General features: G+C 47.3%; 21 protein-coding genes and 3 pseudogenes. 11 read left to right on the top strand and 13 right to left on the bottom strand.

Annotated features, from left to right (window positions below; genetic code table 11):
* Nucleotides 1–118: 118 nt before the first annotated feature.
* Entirely contained in the window at nucleotides 119–325 is a 207-nt protein-coding gene (locus tag GN277_RS07995; RefSeq protein ID WP_159750616.1) for a hypothetical protein, read from the top strand.
* 85 nt (nucleotides 326–410) lie between these two features.
* A complete protein-coding gene (locus GN277_RS07990; RefSeq protein WP_159750615.1) occupies nucleotides 411–593 on the top strand; it encodes a DUF6440 family protein in 183 nt (60 codons plus the stop codon).
* Nucleotides 594–747: 154 nt separating this feature from the next.
* On the opposite strand, the gene GN277_RS07985 is transcribed toward GN277_RS07990, so the two are convergent.
* From GN277_RS07985 to GN277_RS07965, 5 genes and pseudogenes are all read right to left on the bottom strand, one after another.
* Nucleotides 748–1,863 (bottom strand): recombinase family protein, encoded by a 1,116-nt coding sequence (locus GN277_RS07985; protein ID WP_159750614.1) that lies wholly within the window; start codon nucleotides 1,861–1,863, stop codon nucleotides 748–750.
* A gap of 125 nt (nucleotides 1,864–1,988) precedes the next feature.
* On the bottom strand, nucleotides 1,989–2,345 hold the full coding sequence (locus GN277_RS07980; protein ID WP_120468324.1) for a plasmid mobilization protein: 357 nt from the start codon (nucleotides 2,343–2,345) through the stop codon (nucleotides 1,989–1,991).
* Nucleotides 2,346–2,613: 268 nt separating this feature from the next.
* Entirely contained in the window at nucleotides 2,614–2,778 is a 165-nt protein-coding gene (locus GN277_RS07975) for a hypothetical protein (protein ID WP_159750613.1), read from the bottom strand.
* A gap of 31 nt (nucleotides 2,779–2,809) precedes the next feature.
* A complete protein-coding gene (locus GN277_RS07970) occupies nucleotides 2,810–3,259 on the bottom strand; it encodes a DUF6194 family protein (protein WP_120468322.1) in 450 nt (149 codons plus the stop codon).
* 202 nt (nucleotides 3,260–3,461) lie between these two features.
* Nucleotides 3,462–3,671, bottom strand: a pseudogene (locus tag GN277_RS07965) (sigma-70 family RNA polymerase sigma factor); the annotation flags it as partial.
* Nucleotides 3,672–3,728: 57 nt separating this feature from the next.
* On the opposite strand from GN277_RS07965, the gene GN277_RS30025 reads away from it, so the two are divergent.
* The 4 genes from GN277_RS30025 to GN277_RS07945 all read left to right on the top strand — a co-directional run bounded on the left by GN277_RS30025 (nucleotide 3,729) and on the right by GN277_RS07945 (nucleotide 8,235).
* On the top strand, nucleotides 3,729–4,076 hold the full coding sequence (locus GN277_RS30025) for an FtsX-like permease family protein (RefSeq protein ID WP_322101251.1): 348 nt from the start codon (nucleotides 3,729–3,731) through the stop codon (nucleotides 4,074–4,076).
* Between the two features lie 136 nt (nucleotides 4,077–4,212).
* The gene (locus GN277_RS07955) at nucleotides 4,213–4,878 is read left to right on the top strand and encodes an ABC transporter ATP-binding protein (RefSeq protein ID WP_159750612.1); all 666 of its coding nucleotides are present in this window, start codon (nucleotides 4,213–4,215) and stop codon (nucleotides 4,876–4,878) included.
* Between the two features lie 14 nt (nucleotides 4,879–4,892).
* Nucleotides 4,893–7,277: an ABC transporter permease gene (locus GN277_RS07950; protein ID WP_159750611.1), complete on the top strand. Its 2,385-nt coding sequence runs from the start codon at nucleotides 4,893–4,895 to the stop codon at nucleotides 7,275–7,277.
* A 187-nt stretch (nucleotides 7,278–7,464) separates the two neighbouring features.
* Nucleotides 7,465–8,235 (top strand): response regulator, encoded by a 771-nt coding sequence (locus GN277_RS07945; protein WP_159750610.1) that lies wholly within the window; start codon nucleotides 7,465–7,467, stop codon nucleotides 8,233–8,235.
* A 7-nt stretch (nucleotides 8,236–8,242) separates the two neighbouring features.
* On the opposite strand, the gene GN277_RS07940 is transcribed toward GN277_RS07945, so the two are convergent.
* Both GN277_RS07940 and GN277_RS07935 read right to left on the bottom strand, forming a co-directional pair.
* Nucleotides 8,243–8,458, bottom strand: a complete 216-nt coding sequence (locus GN277_RS07940; protein ID WP_159750609.1) for a hypothetical protein — start codon at nucleotides 8,456–8,458, stop codon at nucleotides 8,243–8,245.
* Between the two features lie 25 nt (nucleotides 8,459–8,483).
* A complete protein-coding gene (locus tag GN277_RS07935; RefSeq protein ID WP_022745063.1) occupies nucleotides 8,484–8,669 on the bottom strand; it encodes a hypothetical protein in 186 nt (61 codons plus the stop codon).
* A 45-nt stretch (nucleotides 8,670–8,714) separates the two neighbouring features.
* Between GN277_RS07935 and GN277_RS07930 the strand changes: the two genes are divergently transcribed.
* The 5 genes from GN277_RS07930 (at nucleotide 8,715) to GN277_RS30020 (ending at nucleotide 13,350) form a co-directional block, all read left to right on the top strand.
* Nucleotides 8,715–9,185 (top strand): sigma factor-like helix-turn-helix DNA-binding protein, encoded by a 471-nt coding sequence (locus GN277_RS07930; RefSeq protein WP_002578907.1) that lies wholly within the window; start codon nucleotides 8,715–8,717, stop codon nucleotides 9,183–9,185.
* 150 nt (nucleotides 9,186–9,335) lie between these two features.
* The gene (locus GN277_RS07925) at nucleotides 9,336–9,557 is read left to right on the top strand and encodes a hypothetical protein (protein WP_044934724.1); all 222 of its coding nucleotides are present in this window, start codon (nucleotides 9,336–9,338) and stop codon (nucleotides 9,555–9,557) included.
* Nucleotides 9,558–9,686: 129 nt separating this feature from the next.
* Entirely contained in the window at nucleotides 9,687–9,860 is a 174-nt protein-coding gene (locus GN277_RS29365; RefSeq protein ID WP_002578908.1) for a hypothetical protein, read from the top strand.
* A 204-nt stretch (nucleotides 9,861–10,064) separates the two neighbouring features.
* Nucleotides 10,065–11,729 carry a recombinase family protein gene (locus tag GN277_RS07920; RefSeq protein ID WP_159750608.1) on the top strand — a complete coding sequence of 555 codons (1,665 nt, stop codon included), beginning with the start codon at nucleotides 10,065–10,067 and terminating at the stop codon, nucleotides 11,727–11,729.
* The gene (locus GN277_RS30020) at nucleotides 11,713–13,350 is read left to right on the top strand and encodes a recombinase family protein (protein ID WP_159750607.1); all 1,638 of its coding nucleotides are present in this window, start codon (nucleotides 11,713–11,715) and stop codon (nucleotides 13,348–13,350) included. Before GN277_RS07920 ends, GN277_RS30020 begins: the two co-directional genes overlap by 17 nt.
* A gap of 225 nt (nucleotides 13,351–13,575) precedes the next feature.
* Here the strand turns inward: GN277_RS30020 and GN277_RS30015 are convergent.
* The 6 genes and pseudogenes from GN277_RS30015 to GN277_RS07885 form a co-directional block, all read right to left on the bottom strand.
* Nucleotides 13,576–13,884, bottom strand: a pseudogene (locus GN277_RS30015) (transposase); the annotation flags it as partial.
* Between the two features lie 95 nt (nucleotides 13,885–13,979).
* Entirely contained in the window at nucleotides 13,980–14,165 is a 186-nt protein-coding gene (locus GN277_RS07905) for a cysteine-rich KTR domain-containing protein (protein ID WP_034229227.1), read from the bottom strand.
* Nucleotides 14,146–14,943, bottom strand: coding sequence for an alpha/beta fold hydrolase (locus tag GN277_RS07900; protein ID WP_016288755.1), 798 nt, complete (start codon nucleotides 14,941–14,943; stop codon nucleotides 14,146–14,148). The genes GN277_RS07905 and GN277_RS07900 overlap by 20 nt, the downstream gene beginning before the upstream one ends.
* On the bottom strand, nucleotides 14,940–15,479 hold the full coding sequence (locus tag GN277_RS07895) for a PadR family transcriptional regulator (RefSeq protein ID WP_159750605.1): 540 nt from the start codon (nucleotides 15,477–15,479) through the stop codon (nucleotides 14,940–14,942). Before GN277_RS07895 ends, GN277_RS07900 begins: the two co-directional genes overlap by 4 nt.
* A gap of 127 nt (nucleotides 15,480–15,606) precedes the next feature.
* Complete coding sequence (locus GN277_RS07890; RefSeq protein ID WP_016288753.1) at nucleotides 15,607–15,981, bottom strand: TnpV protein; 375 nt, start codon at nucleotides 15,979–15,981, stop codon at nucleotides 15,607–15,609.
* A pseudogene (locus GN277_RS07885) lies at nucleotides 15,974–17,842 on the bottom strand (DEAD/DEAH box helicase family protein); the annotation flags it as partial. The pseudogene GN277_RS07885 and the gene GN277_RS07890, both read right to left, overlap by 8 nt.
* Nucleotides 17,843–17,882: the final 40 nt, after the last annotated feature.

The raw sequence follows: 17,882 nt of genomic DNA, 5'->3' as shown, positions 1-17,882 counted from the left end.
TTGGCCTTTTGAAAATGATACCAGTGGCATATTTTAAAAAGGCCGTTGGCGTTGCGTGGACAATTAGGCGCTTGAAGATCCCGCAATATGCGGGGTTCAGAACGGCCATTGGCAGAGGGTGGCTATACCAAGCCATGCGCCGATCAACCATGCAGAACAGCTTCCGCTCCCTGCTGGAAAGAGCAGCACAGCAGACGCCGAAGGCGGCTTAAAAATCGGGAGCAATGCTCCTGATTTAACAGGGGCTTGGGGGCGGCCAGCCCTCAACAAACGGCTGGTATATCCCCAGACATTGCTAGCCACTACTAGCTGCACCTATAAATGAGAATTGACTATTGTGTATGCCGGTGGTATACTGTGCTCGTCGGCGGTCACAAATCGACAAATTACGATTATTGGAGGTAAATAAAATGGCTGACCAAAAACGATTTAAGAAGGTTTATTCACAGGGGACTTTGGATGTAACGGAGATTTGGATAGATACAGAGACTGGCGTGAATTATGTGTTTCGTAAAGATGGGTATGCGGGAGGAATGACACCGTTACTGGGCAAAGAGGGAAAACCCGTTATTTCTCCGATTGAAAACAACTAACTTTCCTTTTCGCTTGGTAGCACCTGGGCGACGGGATGCTAAGGGACCGGATCTGCCCGGTACTTATGGCAGTCCGTTGCCCAGGTGTTTCGTGCTATATTAAGAGGGGCTTTAGCCCCCTCTTGACTACCAGAGGGTCAAAGCTGTAAGGCTGTCAAGGCCGCCGTAGGCGAGGCGTAGCCAATGCCTTGACAGCCTTGCGCCTTTGTGATACAGGGTTCGTTATTACGAGGCGAGGGTTCACCAAACTGTATCTCAGCAGCTGCTCTGTTATGCCGATTGCAAAAGATTTTGCCTTATATGAAACGCTCCCTTGACAAAAGCTCTCTTCATAGATTTTACGGAATAGGCGGTCAAGTTCTTCCATGCGCTTTTCGTCTTTTTCAATCTGTTTCTGCTTTGCGTATAACTCGTATCGGCGTTCCGCAAGGGTGGCGTCAATCTGCTGTCGGATAAATACCCTTTCAAACTGCTGTAAATAGGACAGGAAATGCTGAAGCTGTTTTAATACCAACTGGTATAGGGCATCTTCCCTGATATAATGCTGTGTGCATACGCCGCTCCTGCTGTTTCCTTTATATTTGGAACAACGGAAATACAGATAGCTCTTTGATGAGCGCAGACTTAGTTTTGTACCGCAGTCAGCACATTCCAATAATCCTGTAAAAATGCTTGTTGCACCATTTTTTGTCGGTCTGCGTTTATTTGCCCGTATCATCTGCACTTTCTCCCATAGTTCCCTGTCAACAAGAGGGGGATGGGCATTTTCAATATACGTCCGCATTTCTTTTACAGTGGGAATGCGCTTTTTGCTTTTAAAACCTAAACGGGTGGACTTAAAGTTCTCCGTAACGCCGATATACGCCACATTTTCAAGAATTAACGCCACCGTGGTGGATTCCCAATTATATGGGTTTCCTGACACGATTGCCGCTTCTAATCCTTTTGAAGCCTTATATGCGGATGGGGTTAATACTTCATCTTCCCAAAGTATATCAGCAATAGCAGATATTCCCTTTCCCTGCATACAGAGTGAATATATCCTGCGGACGACTGCCGCCGCTTCCTCGTCCACAAGCCAACGGGTTTTGTCGTCTGGATTCCGTAAATATCCGTATGGCGGCGGTCCCAGATGTTCTCCTGCAAGCCCTTTCGCTTTCTTGACTTCCTTTACCTTTTTGCTCGTGCTTTTGGGATACCATTCGTTGAAAAGGTTGGTAAAGGCGGCAAATTCGTTGCTTTCAAGGCTGCCCGTGTCCACGTTGTCCATGATGGCAATAAACCTCACACCTGCTTCTGGGTAGATGATTTCGGAGTAAGAGCCGACCTCAATATAGTTCCTGCCGAAGCGTGATTATGCTCCCCTTGACATGCCATAGGCTCGTTACCGCCATATCAAACCGCCTCCTGTTCTGTCAATTCTTCTACGCTAAACCGTTGTGGGAGAGTTGATTTCTGTTGCAGTTCTAAGATAAAATCTTCAATCTCCTTACAGATTTCGGCGGCGGTCGGATAGTAGGGAACACACTTTTTGAAAGCGTCATGCACTTCATAGAGCTTGTTTAACAGCTCCCAAAACTCGGTTTTAGGCTGTGGCTGCGGGGCGTTTTCTTTGCATAACTGGCGCATAAATTCTGCTGCGGACAGACCGCAAGCGGCGGCGCACTGCTTTAATTTTTCATGTTCTTCTTCGTTCAATCGGACGGTAATCGGGACATTCCGCACGTCCTTTTCTGGTTTTTCTCTGCTCATTTTTCTTATCCTCCAGTCTTGAATTTCATTTTTAACAGGGTATTCAGGGATGTTCCCTGAGTTAGTCCACGCCCACAAGCGGCGTGGATTTGGATTGTGGCTGACACAATCCGATGCTCGCTATCTCTGTGGACAACGCTGCAGAGCATTTTTCCTGTGCAGCGGCATTCTTCCATACCTGTCTTACCCTCCGATAAGAAAATCCTATGTCCCTGCACCTCCGTTCTGGATTTGATTTCTCTTGACTTTTGGATAAATGAAAAAGCCGCTACACCGCATCACGAATGACAGGAGTATTTTCTCCTGCTCGGATTCGCAATGCTATGTAACGGCTTTGGGATTCAAAACCTTGCTGCCATACGCCAGCCGAAAAGGACGGCTTACGTTCGGCGACAGTCAGCTTTATCCATTGGCTGACATTCCATTCTTCCATCTATGTGCTATTTAATTTTCAATCTTCAAGATTACTTCTTTCGTTTCTTAAATTTCTCCCTTGCATACTCGTAGGCTTCTTGGATATATGGTTTCAATTCCTCGAATGTCTGTTCAGAGGGGTTCAATGCACATATCCACGCCATCCATGCGTAAACAGGATGGGGGAGTATCTCATTCAATACGGTAAAGTCATAATCCATATCTACAACACCGCCCGCCGGCGGACGTTTTGGGACTGCCCCAAACAATTCCGCAAAAGTGCTTTTCCGTATTCCCAGATTCACACGGTAGACATTCTCTCTGTTTAAATCAGAACCTTTGTCATTATCACCGTTCTTTTCCTTAACCGTCAATATATAAACGCCACGTTTCAGCACATGGTCTGGGTTATAGAAAATCCCTTTTTCGCCCCAACTCTCAACTAAGACTGTCCCCTCAAGATTTTGAAGGCAGTAATTCAATATTTTATCTGGTGTCATTCTGACATCTCCATTTCTGACTTACTTCTAATTCTCCTATGAGTATTTCAGAATATCATAGCGACTATATTTGTGTCAAGATTTTGGGTAAACTTTTTAGTATTCCCTGTGGACAGGATTTTTATTCATTTAATTTTAAATTGGATGGGAGAATTTTATCTCCCATCCAATAGCCCGCTGAAAAACCGTCTATATTAGATGATTATAAAATCTTCCGTAGCTTTTTCCGCAGATGGTCTAGCCTTGCATAGATAGCCCCTGTTGTCAATCCTACAAGCGGGGAAATCTCCTTTGTGGAATAGCCCTGCATTTTTAGCAGGATAATTTGCAGGGTACGCCTGTCCACCGTAAGCAATGCCCGATACAAGGTTTCGTTCTCAATCTCGTTCAGTAAATCAGCAACGGTCTTTACTAAAGTATCACTTATTATAGCGGGCTTCAACAACTTTCTTTCGGGGTATTGTTGATCGTGGCTGTTATTGTTGTGTGCTTTTCTTTAATCAACCTTGTCAATACGACAATCACCAACTTCTTATCCCGTAGGCAGGAAATTGGAATGTTACAGGCGATTGGTTTGAGTAAAAAGCAGCTTATCAAAATGCTGTGCTATGAGGGGCTAATGTATTCAGTTTTTGCTACGCTGGTAACATTGGTTTTGGGGACTGGACTGGGCTTCCTATCCGTACAGGTAGTTGTGAAAACGATATTACTGATTTACGGTGTCTGCTTAATAATAACACCTATTATAATTTCTGCTATCTGTCTAAAAATTCAATGCAGAAATTCATTGGTGGAACGGATCAAAATGGCAGACTGATTTTGAAATGTCCGAGCATTGTAACATTTCACCCCGATTTTCAATGAATTTTTTGGGCCGCTGTAACATTTCGCGGACATTTGGGTTTTACAATAGCCTTATCAACAGGCAGAAAGCGTTGAAAGGAGCTTTGAATATGAGCGTTTTACAGACGATTGACCTGAAAAAGCATTACGGCGCAGAGCCGAACATTACCCGCGCCCTTGACGGCGTGAACTTCTCCGTAGACGAGGGCGAATTTGTGACCGTTGTGGGAACCTCCGGCAGCGGAAAGTCTACCCTGCTTCACATGATGGGCGGACTGGACACTCCCACCAGCGGAACCGTGATTGTCCGAGGCGAAGAACTGGCAAAGAAGAACGACGAACAGCTCACCATCTTCCGCCGCCGCAACATCGGTTTTATCTTCCAGAACTATAACCTTGTTCCCATCCTGAATGTGTATGAAAACATCGTCCTGCCGGTGGAGCTGGACGGGGACACGGTGGATCAGAAGTTTTTGGACGAGATTGTTCACCTGCTGGGGCTGGAAGATAAACTGAAAAATATGCCGAACAATCTCTCAGGCGGCCAGCAGCAACGTGTGGCGATTGCCCGCGCCCTGATTACCAAACCGGCTATCGTGCTGGCCGACGAGCCGACCGGCAACCTTGACAGCAAGACCAGCGCCGAAGTGCTGGGGCTTATCAAACGCACCAGCGCGGAGTTCCGGCAAACTGTCGTGATGATTACCCACAACAATGACATTGCCCGCCTTGCAGATCGGATTGTCCGCATTGAGGATGGCAAGATTGTGGAATAAGGAGGTGGCAGGCTATGACTTGGCCTTTTGAAAATGATACCAGTGGCATAGTAAAGCGCATATCAAATCGCAGTATATCGGCGAATCGAAAAAGAAATATCTTTATTGTTTTGACGATTGCACTTGCCAGCGCATTGCTGTCTGCTATTGTCCTCTATGGCTTTGGGGTTATGCAGGAAACGCAGAACCGCAACCAAAAAACAGCGCAGATTATGTATCATGCGATTTCTGAACAACAGGGACAGGAACTATACAAGCAAGAAGAAATTGCGTGGGTTGGGGAATTTTTTAACGCATTTTCTGAACAGGTAAACCATTCAACCGTGAATTTTACTTATGCAAATGCAGATATGCTAATATCCCAAAGTATGCCCTATTCGGGAGATTTACCAGCTTCGGAGGATGAAATTGTAGTACAGGAATCCTTTTTGGATAGTTTGGGCTATTCAAATGAATTGGGACAGACAATTCAAATCCCCTTTTCTGACGGCACTACCCATGATTTCAAATTGACGGGAATCTTAAATGTGAAAACCGGCGATATTGGACGCTATACAGCTATTATATCGAAAGAATTAGTAAGACAGCAGTATGGCGACGAGGGCATGATTGATTTTTACATTGGGCTGAAAGACGCTCAAAATATGAGCGAGGAAGAAGCCGCCAACTATGCAAATACTTTGGCACAGCAATTAGAAATTTCCGATGATAATGTGATTGTCCGTTCCACTTATTTCAACTTAAAGGACGAAAATCGTGGAAGTGATATGCTGTTCTACTTCTTGGTCGGTTTTATAACTTTCATTGGTTCCGGCATTGTGATCTATTCGATTTTTTATATTTCAGTAGCAAGCAGTATCCGTAACTATGGACAGCTTCGCACAATCGGAACAACAAAACGACAGATCAAAAAGATGGTTTACCGCGAGGGAAAATTACTTGCTGCCATTGCTATCCCGATTGGTCTGGTTATTGGAAATGTGATTGGGTATTTTCTGGTTCCTGCCGGTTGGTACTGGCTGACTGCTTTATGTGTGACGGTCGGGGTTGGCCTTTTTGCATTTATTATTGTGATGATTGCTATTCATACTCCTGTAAAAAGAGCTGCGGCAGTATCTCCGCTGGAAGCATTGCGATATTCCGATTATCAGGGGAAAATGAAAGAAAGTTCCGTGTTGCACCGTAAAATAACGCCTGCTTCACTTGCTAAAATGAATCTGTCCAGACAAAAGGCAAAGTCCACTTTAACAATACTTTCTCTTTCACTCGGCGGAGTATTGGTTGTATTGATTTCGACAATGTTAGTTTCCTATGATGGCGTTGCAGAGGCAAGAGGCAGGGTGTTCCCTGTCGGTGAATTTAACATCCAGCTCAACGCAAATCAATCGTGGGACACTGCCGGTATTTCTTTGTCTGGATTGCAGCAAAAGAATTTTCTAAATGCCGATTTTGTAAATGCAGTAGAATCTATTGATGGCGTTACAGGAATCAAGCGCTGGTATTACACAGACGCAGAATATCTTGTAAATGGCAATTCTGGAAAATGGATTCAGGGCTTTTGCCGGGATGAGCAGCAGAATTTGGAGAAAGAGCGAATTGCGGGAACGATTGATTATGATGAACTGGTGGCAGGCAATGGAATTGTCTTGCTTCAAGAGCGTGCCGATCTCTATGATATTGAGGCTTCGTTGGGTGATACCGTCGAAGTGGACTATAAAACCGAATCCGGGCAAATTCGCACAAAGACCTATACAGTCATGGGCATTGTAAACGAATATTCTTACTCCGGCTTCTCAAAGTGCTTTACGCTTCCAGAGCAGCTTATGAATGAAGCGACCGGGATAGATTGCACAGGTACGATTTCCGTAATTACCGATATGGAAAAATTTGATACGGTTGAAGCCGCATTAAATCAACGGATAGACGGAAATAGCGATTTGGTTATGGAAACCATAAAAGAAAGTATCACTTATTATAGCGGGCTTCAACAACTTTCTTTCGGGGTATTGTTGATCGTGGCTGTTATTGTTGTGTGCTTTTCTTTAATCAACCTTGTCAATACGACAATCACCAACTTCTTATCCCGTAGGCAGGAAATTGGAATGTTACAGGCGATTGGTTTGAGTAAAAAGCAGCTTATCAAAATGCTGTGCTATGAGGGGCTAATGTATTCAGTTTTTGCTACGCTGGTAACATTGGTTTTGGGGACTGGACTGGGCTTCCTATCCGTACAGGTAGTTGTGAAAACGATGAATCCATACTTTTACTATTCATTTCCGTGGCTGATCGTATTGATATATTTAGCAATCCTGCTGATTGTGCAATTCACCTTGATTTCTTACACAACTGGAAATCTGAAAAAGCAATCTCTTGTTGAGCAAATCAGGACGATGGAATAACCATATGAGATCGGCGGGGCGGCGTATGCTGCCCCGCTTTTTTCGCAATTTCTCAAAAATTTTTTTGAAATGTCCGAGCTTTGTAACAATTCAGCCTGTTTTTCTGCCGAAATCAAAGGCACCTCGGACATTTGTGTAACATTTGTAGTGTATGCTTGTGGTAAATCAATATTGGGGGTGAAGATATATGAAAAAGATACTGCTGATCGATGACAGCGACACCTATACATGGTGTCTGCAAAAATACTTACAGCACCGGGGCTACCCGGTGAAAACGGCTTGTACACTGAAAGAAGCGCGGGCCGCCATCCAAGAGGAAATGCCGCTGGTGGTCTGCTGTAATCTCGATCTGCCGGATGGTTCCGGCATGGACTTTCTGAACGAGGTGCGGGCCGCAGATAAGGAGCTGCCTTTTATTCTGGCGTCCTGCCATGACAAGGACGACTACGAACAAGAGGCTATGCGCCGGGGCGCAACGCTGTGCATGGACAAAATGAAAGGGCTGCTGCTGCAAGATAAGCTGGTGGAATACGCTTACCGGCAGTTATCCGGCGAACCAGATTCAACTTTTCATAAGCTGCTCTTTGTCCATGCGGAAGATACCAGCGCCGGGGCGTTGCAGGCGGCTATGCTGCAAAAGGGCCTTGACCTGATTCTGGTTTCCTCGATAGCAGACGCCAAGTGTCGGATTTTTGAGGATGAAGAAATAGAACTGATCTTGTGCGATCTGGAACTGCCGGACGGCACAGCAATGGAGCTGTTTCATACGCTGCGACGGGTGGCGGGGATGTTCCAAATGAAGAATCCCCCTGTCCGGCTTCTGCCGTTCTTTATCCTCACCGAGAACAACGACCTTGCCACGGAATATGAATACCGGCATGAGGGCGTGAACGACTATATCACCGCCCCGGTCAATATCCCGGAGCTGATCCGGCGGGTTCTGTTCTTTGTGGAATGAAACGAGCCTACATATCCAAACATCTGCCTCCACAGCGGGGAAAAGAAAAAAACCGCTGACGGGCAGAGGATTTCGTGCGCTTTCCTGTATCACTGACGGATACGGCGGTTTTGAGTAGATCAAGGCCGCCGTTTCTTTTTGCTAAAAAGCAGACCTCCAGATGACCCTCAGCAATCAGCATGGGCGGTGTATAGGAGGATACCGCCATGTCTGCAATATTCATTTGTAATAGCTATGACATATATCAATTAAAAAAAGCATAGGCCCTCCTCCGGGATATTATAGTTATCTATCAGTATTATCAATCCATATAAATCAGCATAATCATGGTGTTTTTTGTTGCGCCAGTTTCTCATTGCGAGAAGCTGGCGTTTCTTATTGTCGATTTTTAGGGAAACCTCCCGATGTGTACCGCTGCCGGTCCCCACCTCCATTCGATTCACCCGTCAACCACGCCTGAATCGAAATGGAGGAAAACTATGGGCTTTCACTATGGATATGAGAAAAGGAAGTTTGATGCAGAATGGACCCGGCTGGAACAGGAATACCGCGCAGCCGGTATGGACGATAGGCAGATCGCGGCCATGAAGGAATATGACTGGACCTGGTTTTGCAGCCAGCGGACCTATCAGAACCGCGTACAGGCCCTTCCCAGCGAACAGTGTGAGGACGAGAGCGAGCAGTCCTGCCTGTTCCGAAAATTTGAATCCCTGTCCTGCACCTGGGACACCGGCGATGTGGATTCCCGGCGGTTTGGCTGGCTGTCCTCCCTGGAGGATGAACTGCTGTACCGGCGGCTCTGCAAATTGCCGGAGGACGATCTGGAACTGCTGACCCTGCTCATTGTGGACGGATACCGGCAGGCCGATGTCGCAAGGCTGTGGAACTGTTCCCGGAGTGCAATCACACAGCGAATAAATAAAATCAAGATTTTTTTGAAAAAGGCTTAACAAATCGCCTTTCCCAATGCCTACACATTGAAGGGACAAGTCCTCTTGCCCCTCATTGCAGCTTGACAACTGAATATACGGCATAACAGGTACATAACCCGTATCGAAGCGGAAAAGGCGCGCCGCCAGGACGGTTGCTTGCAGGAGGTGATGACAGACAGGCAATCCGAGCGATCTACGTCCAGCCTTAAACCCGGAGATGGCGTTCCGGGCGCGATGATGGTGCGGGGGCTTAAAGATACTTCCTCACGGCCCGCCAAAGACTTGGGGGGAACCCTGCGGCGCACGAGTAAAACGGCGCTGCGGAGTTATGACAGCTCTGCCGGGAGCGGCCTGTTATGTCCCCATCGTCAGGGGGCGTGGCAAATATGACGAACCATCCAAACAGAATTGCAGCAGCCGTACCGGACGGTATCCAGCGGCAACCGCCGCCCTTATCTTTCGATACGGCTGCTTTTTAACCATAGAGTAAAAACAATTTTTGAACGGAGGTGCGTCTTTATGACCAAACAGACAACCCCGACAAGCTCCTACAAAGAGGTGCGGATCGGGAAAACCATTTATCGCGTCACCAGCTTTTTTTCGGGAGAAAAGGACCTGGGAAAGACGCTGGAACAGCTGGCAGTCAGACGCGCCATGTCGGAAGCCATTCCAGCTGCCAGCGGTTCCAAATAACAGAAAGCCTCGCGGCCTGCCGTTCTCGCCTGTCGGCTCGGTCGGTGCTTCTAACCGCCTTTGGCGCTTAGAGGTCGCCACCGGCGACCCGCACCATTGCGCGGCGGTGGATTCTCCGGTAAGATATTCATGCAGGGTAAAACCTGCGGAGCCATTTTGCCGCACGAGGTATGGATTCTGAGATGGTCGGGAGGTAAAAGAAAGATGATGGATACAACATACAACGTGGGCATCTACTGCCGGTTAAGCAACGACGATGAACGTGACGGGGAATCGGTCAGCATTGAGAACCAGAAGCTGCTGCTTCAAAACTATGTCAGGCAGCGCGGCTGGAATGAGGTCGATGTCTATATTGATGACGGATACTCCGGCACGAACTTCAACCGCCCAGGCGTCAGGCGGTTAATCGAGGACGCAAAGGCAAAGCGGATCAATGTGATTCTGGTAAAGGACCTTTCCCGTTTTGGCCGCAACTACATCGAATTTGGGCAATATACGGATTACCTGTTCCCCTCTCTTGGGTGCCGATTCATCGCGCTGAACAACGGCATTGACACCATGAGCAACAACGGAAGCACCGATGTCATGTGCTTTTTGAACTTATTTAATGAATTTTACAGCCGGGACACCAGCAAGAAGGTCAAGGCGGTCAAGAGAGCCTGTGCCGAAAACGGAAAATTCATGGGGACCTACCCCGCCTATGGCTACCGGCGCGACCCGCTGGATAAGCACCATCTGGTGATTGACGAGGAAACCGCGCCGGTTGTGCGCCGTATCTTTGAAATGCGGGCATCAGGCATGGGATTTCACGCTATCGCGGTGGCGCTCAATGAAGAAGGGATTCATCCGCCCGGTGTGCTGTACTACCAGCGCAAGGGCCAGAGCGACCCCCGCAGGGTCAACCACAAGTGGGCCGACCAGACGGTTAAAAACATGGTCCGCAACGAGGTCTACATCGGGAACATGGTACAGGGCAAAAGCGGCACTCTCTCCTATAAATCCCGCAAGCTCGTCAATAAAGCGGAGGACGAGTGGATTCGGGTGGAGGGGACCCACGAGGCTATTATTTCGCGGGAACTGTGGGATACCGTAGCCAGCATCGGCAAAAAGAAGGTGCGGAAAAGCGCCCCGTCCGATGGCTGCAAGAGCATCTTCACCGGACTTGTGTACTGCGCCGACTGCGGTTTCAAAATGCGGAACCATATCGAAAAATTCACCTATAAGGATGGCAGACCGGGACGGTACAGCTCTTTCATCTGCGGCAACTACTCCCGCAGCGGAAGGGGCGCGTGTACCATCCACACCATCTATGAAACGGTGCTGACCCAGCTGGTATTGGAGGACATCCGGGAAAAGGCCCGCTTTGCGGAATATGACCCGGACCGGCTGATGGGCGAGATTCTCCGGCTGAAGGAGAAAGAATCCCACACCCGGCTTTTCTCCTATGAGCAGGAATTAAAATCCTCCTTAGCCCGTATTTCCGATTTGGAGCGTCTGATGCAGAATCTCTACGAGGACAAATGCACCGGCTCCATCCCGCAGACGGTATTTCAGACCCTGATGCAGAAATATGAAGCGGAACGGGCAGAAAAGGCGGAGGCAGTCCCGGAACTGGAAAGGAAAGTCCGGGCGCACCTGGAAAACCAGGTGGATACCGACCGCTGGCTGGAAATTATTCGGCGCTATACGGAAATCTCGGAACTGGACGAAACCATTCTCTTTGAACTGGTAGACCGGATCGAGGTTGGCGATACCCAGAAGGTCAACGGGCAGCGGATTTGTGAGGTCAAGGTGTACTACCGCTATGTCGGGAATGTGGACGGGGCGCTGGCACAGGAAAGGGGGCGGGATTATGGCGAAGCAATATAAAGTCGGTATCTATTGCCGCCTGAGTGTGGATGACGCCTCCAATTCCGCAAAAGCGAAGGGCTATATTCCCAGCGATGAATCGGTGAGCATTGAGAACCAATATGAAATCCTCTCCAAATTCGTCATGCTGAACGGCTGGATTGAGGTCAAGACTTATCAGGACGATGGGTACAGCGGCGGCAATTTTCAGCGGCCCGGATTTTTGGAAATGCTGGAGGACGCAAGGCATGGCCTGATTAACCTGATTCTGGTAAAGGACCTTTCCCGCCTGGGCAGGGATTTTGTGGAGGTGGGCCGTTATACGGACGTCATTTTCCCCTCCCTCGGATGCCGGTTCGTATCGGTTCTGGACTGCCTGGACAGCGAGGGGGACAACACCGATATGCTGCACTTCCGCAGTCTGATGAATGACTACCATCTCAAGGACCTGTCCAGCAAGGTCAAGTCGGTGCTTCATGCCAAGAAGAAAAGCGGCCAGTATCTTGCCGCCTACGCTCCCTACGGATACCGCAAGAGCGAGGAGGACAGACACAAGCTGGTCATTGACGGGGAATCCGCCGCTGTTGTGCGGCAGATATTCCAGATGCGTCAGTCCGGCATGGCCTATGGGAAAATCGCTGCTGCTTTGAATGAGAAAGGGATTCTCCCTCCCCGCTGGTACTGGGCGGTCCATTACGGAAATGGCAGCTGCAAGTATTCCCGGCTGTGGGCTTACGCAACCGTCCGAAGCCTTCTGAACGATGATGTTTATGCCGGTACGCTCACACAGAATTGCACCGGTTCCCGTTCCTATAAGGATAAGACCATGATAAGGAAACCGGAATCGGAATGGATTTCCCATGAGGGCGTGCACGAGGCGATTATCGGGCCGGAGCTGTGGGAGGCTGTCCAGAAAATCAATCAGGCGGCGAAACAGATTTCCGCTAACAATACGCCGCCCCAAGCATCTCTGTTTACCGGAAAGCTGGTCTGCGCGGACTGCGGGCATCCTCTGGTTGCCGCCCGCGAAACACAGCGCCGGAAAAATGGCACTGTCAAGCACTATACTTCTTATTTCTGCTCCCGGTTTGCCACTACCAGGCACAGCATCTGCTCCTGGCACCGGATTTTTGAGATCAGCCTGAAAAACCTGGTGCTGAGTGAAATCCGGGCGCATGGCAAAGCGGTTGCAGCCGATGAAGCCGCTGTACTGGATAAGCTGAAACAGCACATACAATCCGCAAGCGCCGCGCAACAAGAGGACTGCCGACAGGAAATCAGCCGTTTGCGGCGGCGTTTGGAGGAGCTGGAACAGATCACCGCAAAACTTTATGAAGATAAGGTAAGCGGGGCAATCAGCGGCGATTCCTTCTCGGTTCTGATTCAAAAGAACGAGCAGGAACGCATCCAGAAATCGGAACGCCTGGACAGCCTGTTAGCCGGGGAACGGAAAGCCCAGCAGGACATCGCCAATATCCACCAGTGGGCCGGAACCATCCAGCAGTATCTGGACTTGCAGGAACTGAACCGGGAAATCATTGAGGAACTGATTGACCGCATTGAAGTTGGAGAACGAACCGTCATAGACGGTCAAAGACACCAGGACATTAAAATTTACTACCGCTTTGTTGGGCTGGTGTGATCGGGCAAAAAAAGCGCCTGACCGCATCAGCAGCCAGACGGAAACATTCTGTAACAGCAGCGATATTTGATTGTTGCACACTGATTTGTCGAATTGGAGAGAAATTAGCAGTTTACCCCTCCCAAATGCCTCGTGTTCTTCCTCATATGAGGTTTTTCTTCCTTTGGTCATGACGCTGGTTCCTCCTGTTCCAGAAGCCTTTAACTTCTCATGACCATTATACTTCATAATCCAGTTGCGAAGCTGCTTATCTGAGCGGATTCCATACTTTTTCTGGATTTCCCTTAATGTTCCTTTGCCGGAAAGGTAATCGGCAACAGCATTTTGTTTTGTTTCGGCGGAATAGATACGGAGTTTTGGAGTTGTTTTTAACCCCTCTATTCCTAAAGACTGATACAAGGTCACCCACTCGACGATACGTGTTCCATTTGTTCCCAGGCTTCGGGCGATACTTTCTGTTGAACAGCTTCCCTCCAAATATTTTGTAACGGCATCTAATTTCATTTCAAAAGAGTATTTTGAATGTTGTCCCATAAAATATGCTCCTCCTTATAGTGACAGTTTTATTATTTCATCTGTCTACCATAAGGGGAGCATATCACTACTCACTTGTTCATCGGCTCTGCGTCTTAAGCGTCTGGCTCTTTGATGACTGTTATTTGTAAATTTTTTGCTTCAATCAATGTTTCCTGCTTGCATTTCGGGCAATAGAGAGGATAGTTTTTTAAAATCGTATCTTCTCTAATTTTGTCACGGGTCTTATTTCCGCAAACAGGGCAGCGTATCCAATCACTTTTAGTATTTGCCGTTTCCACTTAACCAAAATTCCTCCATAGCTGCATTAAATTTATTCGGCGTGTCCATATTCACACAGTGTCCAGCTCCCTCGAAAATAATCACACCACATTCTGGTTCATTTTTCTTCCACATTTCTACGGCGGATAGTTCCATTGGAATATCGTACTTTCCGCAGCCAATAAGCAAAGGGTATTTCCTCGGTTCTGTCTGCCGAACATTTATCATACTGCTTAAAGAAGATAAATACATAAATGACTTCTTAGAAAATTGAATATTCATCTCGTAAAAATCCTTTTGAGCCTGTAAAGTATAAGCAGATATTTTTTTATTCGACTTTGCAAACCATTTAATTGAAAATATAGCTTTAAGCATCATAAGTATCTGTGATGCGCTATTTTCCTTCTGCATTTTGACATCGAAATTGTTTATATCATAACCGCCGAAACAAGCAAGTGATTGTACGGCTTCTGGATACTGGTTTGCAAAGTCTTGCGCTAATACAGCCCCCAATGAAATCCCGACAATATGTATCTTTTCTATTTTTTCTGTTTTTAGAATTTTGTTTATCCACGATGACATTTTATCTATACTATCGCCTTTTTGTACTTTTGTTGATTTACCGTGACCGATAATATCAAGGGTAAGAATGTTATATTTATCTTGAAAATAGTCAATTTGTGCTTGAAACATATTGTGGTTTACAAAAGCAGCATGTATAAAAAGTATCCACTCAGCCCTTTCCTTTCTACTGATATAATAAACAATAGGCGATTCTTCTAAATGGTATTGTTTCATATTTCACCGTTCCTCATCTTTCTTAACAAGCTTTCAAACCAGTCGATATTAAATTTAATCAGTTCTTTTCCATAAAGAGCGGAAACAAACTGATAGTTAAGTATATCTTTATTTTCCTCTGAAATTTTGATATTTTCTGCTTCTTCACATATTGCCGATAATACATTATATTTTTCATTCAAAAATATTAAATGCTGTTGTATGCTTATTTCACGATTTTTTTTATCCGAAAATCCCATAAAATAGACCTTTGCCAACTCTGGGCTTTTGGGACTTTGTTCTTCTATGGGTGCATTTATCCATTCGAAAAAATGTTGCCGTCCACTTTCGGTTATGCAATAAACTTTCTTATACTTTCCATTATCAACTATTTCCTCATAGCTGATAAACCCACAATTCAGCAATTTTCTTATAGCTGCCTGTATGCTTCCCATACTACTGCTATACATCAAATTGATTCCTTTATCTATTCTTTCCCTTAGTTGATAGATTGTTCTATTGCACATAAGTAAAAGCCCAAGAATGATATTGTCCATCGTTAACCTCCATATATTCCTATTAGTAACATTACTATTATACGCATCTTGTGTTTAAAAGTCAAGTAGACAGATATTTTTTAACAAATGCACAGCGACAGAGCTTTTACCCTCTGCCGCCTGTCTGTTATGCGTAGATTATTTCCTCGTTTACAATCTCCATTGCACAAGCCCGTATGTTGTTCATCCTCCCGACCCATTCTAAGGCGTTTTCAGCCTTTAGCCGTTCCGTAATGCCCTGTGCCTGTTTCATGCCCTCTATGAGCCTTTCAAAGCGTTCCTGCGCCTGCCTGTCAATGTCGGCAAGGTAGGCGTTGAGCCTGCCGCTTGTGAGAAGATTGGTGTATGTAACCTTTCGATACTGCTTCAGATAGTCCAAGTGCCGCTGTCCCCATATGCCTATGGGCTGTTCTTCTTCGGCGGGTACGATTAAGCACGGTATTAAGTAATCTCCTTGCCGCTCATATTTGCCGCCCAGTTCCTCAAATAATGATTTAGCCATTGTCTGTTACCTCCACATTCTTTTTTATTTTGAATGTCCGCAAAATCCGTCCTACATCTCTCGGACGCCACGGGCAGTCTAAATCATGGCTGGCAATGATTAAATTCTGGACGTTTGTGCCTGCGCCCATCTTAAACGTGCTGCCCATTAGGATGCGGACGGCTCCCCTGCGTACCTTTGAGAATAGCTCCTTTTTCCTCACCTCCGTGTTGGCGTCATGGATAAATTCAATCTCCTGCGGCGGGATTCCTTTCGCAATCAGTTTATCCCGCACGTCATTATAGACGCTGAATGTCCCGTCATTCTTCGGCGTGGACAAATCGCAGAACAATAACTGTGTTAATTTCTGCTCCTTCCCCTCCTCCCAAAAGCGGTAGACTTCGTTGACACAGGCATTGACTTTGCTCTCCGGCTCGTCCGGCAGCATTTCATTCGTAAGCCGCTGGTCTAACGCCAGCTTGCGCCCGTCATTGGTAATCAGCAGCATATTGTCCTGCATGGGGTTCACCATGCCGTTTCGCACACGCTCCGCCCGTTCCCCCAACGTCTGTACCATATCCTTTTGGATCTCGCTGGGCTTTACCGCCACCACCTTGTATTCCGCTTCCGGCACGGGCAGGTTCAGCATATCGGCGGTCTGGATGTCCGCCACTTCTCGGAACATCATCATAAGCTCCGGCAGGTTGTAAAACCGTGCAAACCTCGTTTTCATCCGGTAGCCGCTACCCTCCGGGGCTAATTCTATGGCAGAGACGGTTTCCCCGAAGGTGGACGCCCATGCGTCAAAATGCTGCAAATGGTTCCGCACAAGGGTGTTGTACTGCAAATACCTCTGCATGGTGTAAAGCTCCACCATTGAGTTGCTCACGGGGGTTCCGGTGGCAAATATCACGCCTTTCCCGCCCGTTAGCCCGTCCAGATAGCGGCACTTCATGAACATATCAGATGATTTCTGCGCCTCTGTCTGTGCGATGCCGCCCACGTTCCGCATTTTTGTGTAAAGGTAAAGGTTTTTATAGCCGTCCGCCTCGTCCACAAACAGGCGGTCAACGCCCAGTTCTTCAAAGAAAACAACGTCATCTTTCCGGCTCTGGTCGTTGAGTTTTGACAGTTTGGTTTGCAGGGATTTCTTTGATTTCTCCATCTGCTTGATGGTGAACCTGCTCCCCCCGTTGCGCTTTGCCTCCGCTATCCCGTCTATGATTTCCTCAATCTGCTCCTCCAGCATACGCTGCTGCCTCTCTGTGCTGAGCGGCACTTTCTCAAATTGACTGTGGCCGATAATCACTGCGTCAATGTCGCTGGTCGCAATCCTCGCACAGAATTTCTTCCGGTTCTTGGTTTCAAAATCCTTTTTGGTGGCCACAAGCAGGTTGGCGGCAGGGTAGAGCTGGAGCCACTCGGCGGCAAACTGCTCTATGATGTGGTTTGGAACCACAATCATGGATTTGTTGCAGAGTCCCAACCTTTTGCACTCCATCGCCGCCGCAACCATCGTGTAGGTTTTCCCAGCCCCTACCACATAGGCAAGCAGGCTGTTCCCCCCGTAAATGATGCGGGCAGCCCCGTTTTTCTGGTGCTGCCTTAACTTAATCTCCGGGTTCATGCCATAGAAATTCAAATGGCTCCCGTCATATTCCCTCGGCCGGATGGCGTTGAAATTCTCATTGTAATATGCCGTCAATCTCTGCCTGCGCTCCGGGTTCTGCCAGATCCAGTCCTGGAACGCCTGCTTGATTAAGTCCTGCTTGCCCTGCGCTATGGCGGTTTCCTCTTTGTTTAAGACTGCCTTTTTCTTCCCGTCCTCGGTGGGGATATAGTCATAGACACGGGTGTCACGCAGGTTTAACGTATCCTTGATATTGTCAATATTGGTTGACACTTTTTTTGCAAGGATACTT

The sequence above is a fragment of the Sporofaciens musculi genome (assembly GCF_009830285.1).
GTDB classification, from domain to species: Bacteria; Bacillota; Clostridia; order Lachnospirales; family Lachnospiraceae; genus Sporofaciens; species Sporofaciens musculi.
This window is presented reverse-complemented; position numbering and strand designations above follow the sequence as displayed.

Excerpts from the sequence above, each read along its gene's own strand:
- GN277_RS07895 (WP_159750605.1), bottom strand. The coding sequence starts at position 15,479 with ATGGACAATATCATTCTTGGGCTTTTACTTATGTGCAATAGAACAATC.
- GN277_RS07985 (WP_159750614.1), bottom strand. The coding sequence starts at position 1,863 with ATGGACAACGTGGACACGGGCAGCCTTGAAAGCAACGAATTTGCCGCC.
- GN277_RS30020 (WP_159750607.1), top strand. The coding sequence starts at position 11,713 with ATGGCGAAGCAATATAAAGTCGGTATCTATTGCCGCCTGAGTGTGGAT.
- GN277_RS07945 (WP_159750610.1), top strand. The coding sequence starts at position 7,465 with ATGAAAAAGATACTGCTGATCGATGACAGCGACACCTATACATGGTGT.
- GN277_RS07975 (WP_159750613.1), bottom strand. The coding sequence starts at position 2,778 with ATGGAAGAATGGAATGTCAGCCAATGGATAAAGCTGACTGTCGCCGAA.
- GN277_RS07955 (WP_159750612.1), top strand. The coding sequence starts at position 4,213 with ATGAGCGTTTTACAGACGATTGACCTGAAAAAGCATTACGGCGCAGAG.
- GN277_RS07935 (WP_022745063.1), bottom strand. The coding sequence starts at position 8,669 with ATGGAGGTGGGGACCGGCAGCGGTACACATCGGGAGGTTTCCCTAAAA.
- GN277_RS07990 (WP_159750615.1), top strand. The coding sequence starts at position 411 with ATGGCTGACCAAAAACGATTTAAGAAGGTTTATTCACAGGGGACTTTG.
- GN277_RS29365 (WP_002578908.1), top strand. The coding sequence starts at position 9,687 with ATGACCAAACAGACAACCCCGACAAGCTCCTACAAAGAGGTGCGGATC.
- GN277_RS07930 (WP_002578907.1), top strand. The coding sequence starts at position 8,715 with ATGGGCTTTCACTATGGATATGAGAAAAGGAAGTTTGATGCAGAATGG.
- GN277_RS07950 (WP_159750611.1), top strand. The coding sequence starts at position 4,893 with ATGACTTGGCCTTTTGAAAATGATACCAGTGGCATAGTAAAGCGCATA.
- GN277_RS07980 (WP_120468324.1), bottom strand. The coding sequence starts at position 2,345 with ATGAGCAGAGAAAAACCAGAAAAGGACGTGCGGAATGTCCCGATTACC.
- GN277_RS07925 (WP_044934724.1), top strand. The coding sequence starts at position 9,336 with ATGACAGACAGGCAATCCGAGCGATCTACGTCCAGCCTTAAACCCGGA.
- GN277_RS07970 (WP_120468322.1), bottom strand. The coding sequence starts at position 3,259 with ATGACACCAGATAAAATATTGAATTACTGCCTTCAAAATCTTGAGGGG.
- GN277_RS07920 (WP_159750608.1), top strand. The coding sequence starts at position 10,065 with ATGATGGATACAACATACAACGTGGGCATCTACTGCCGGTTAAGCAAC.
- GN277_RS07940 (WP_159750609.1), bottom strand. The coding sequence starts at position 8,458 with ATGAATATTGCAGACATGGCGGTATCCTCCTATACACCGCCCATGCTG.
- GN277_RS07900 (WP_016288755.1), bottom strand. The coding sequence starts at position 14,943 with ATGAAACAATACCATTTAGAAGAATCGCCTATTGTTTATTATATCAGT.
- GN277_RS07890 (WP_016288753.1), bottom strand. The coding sequence starts at position 15,981 with ATGGCTAAATCATTATTTGAGGAACTGGGCGGCAAATATGAGCGGCAA.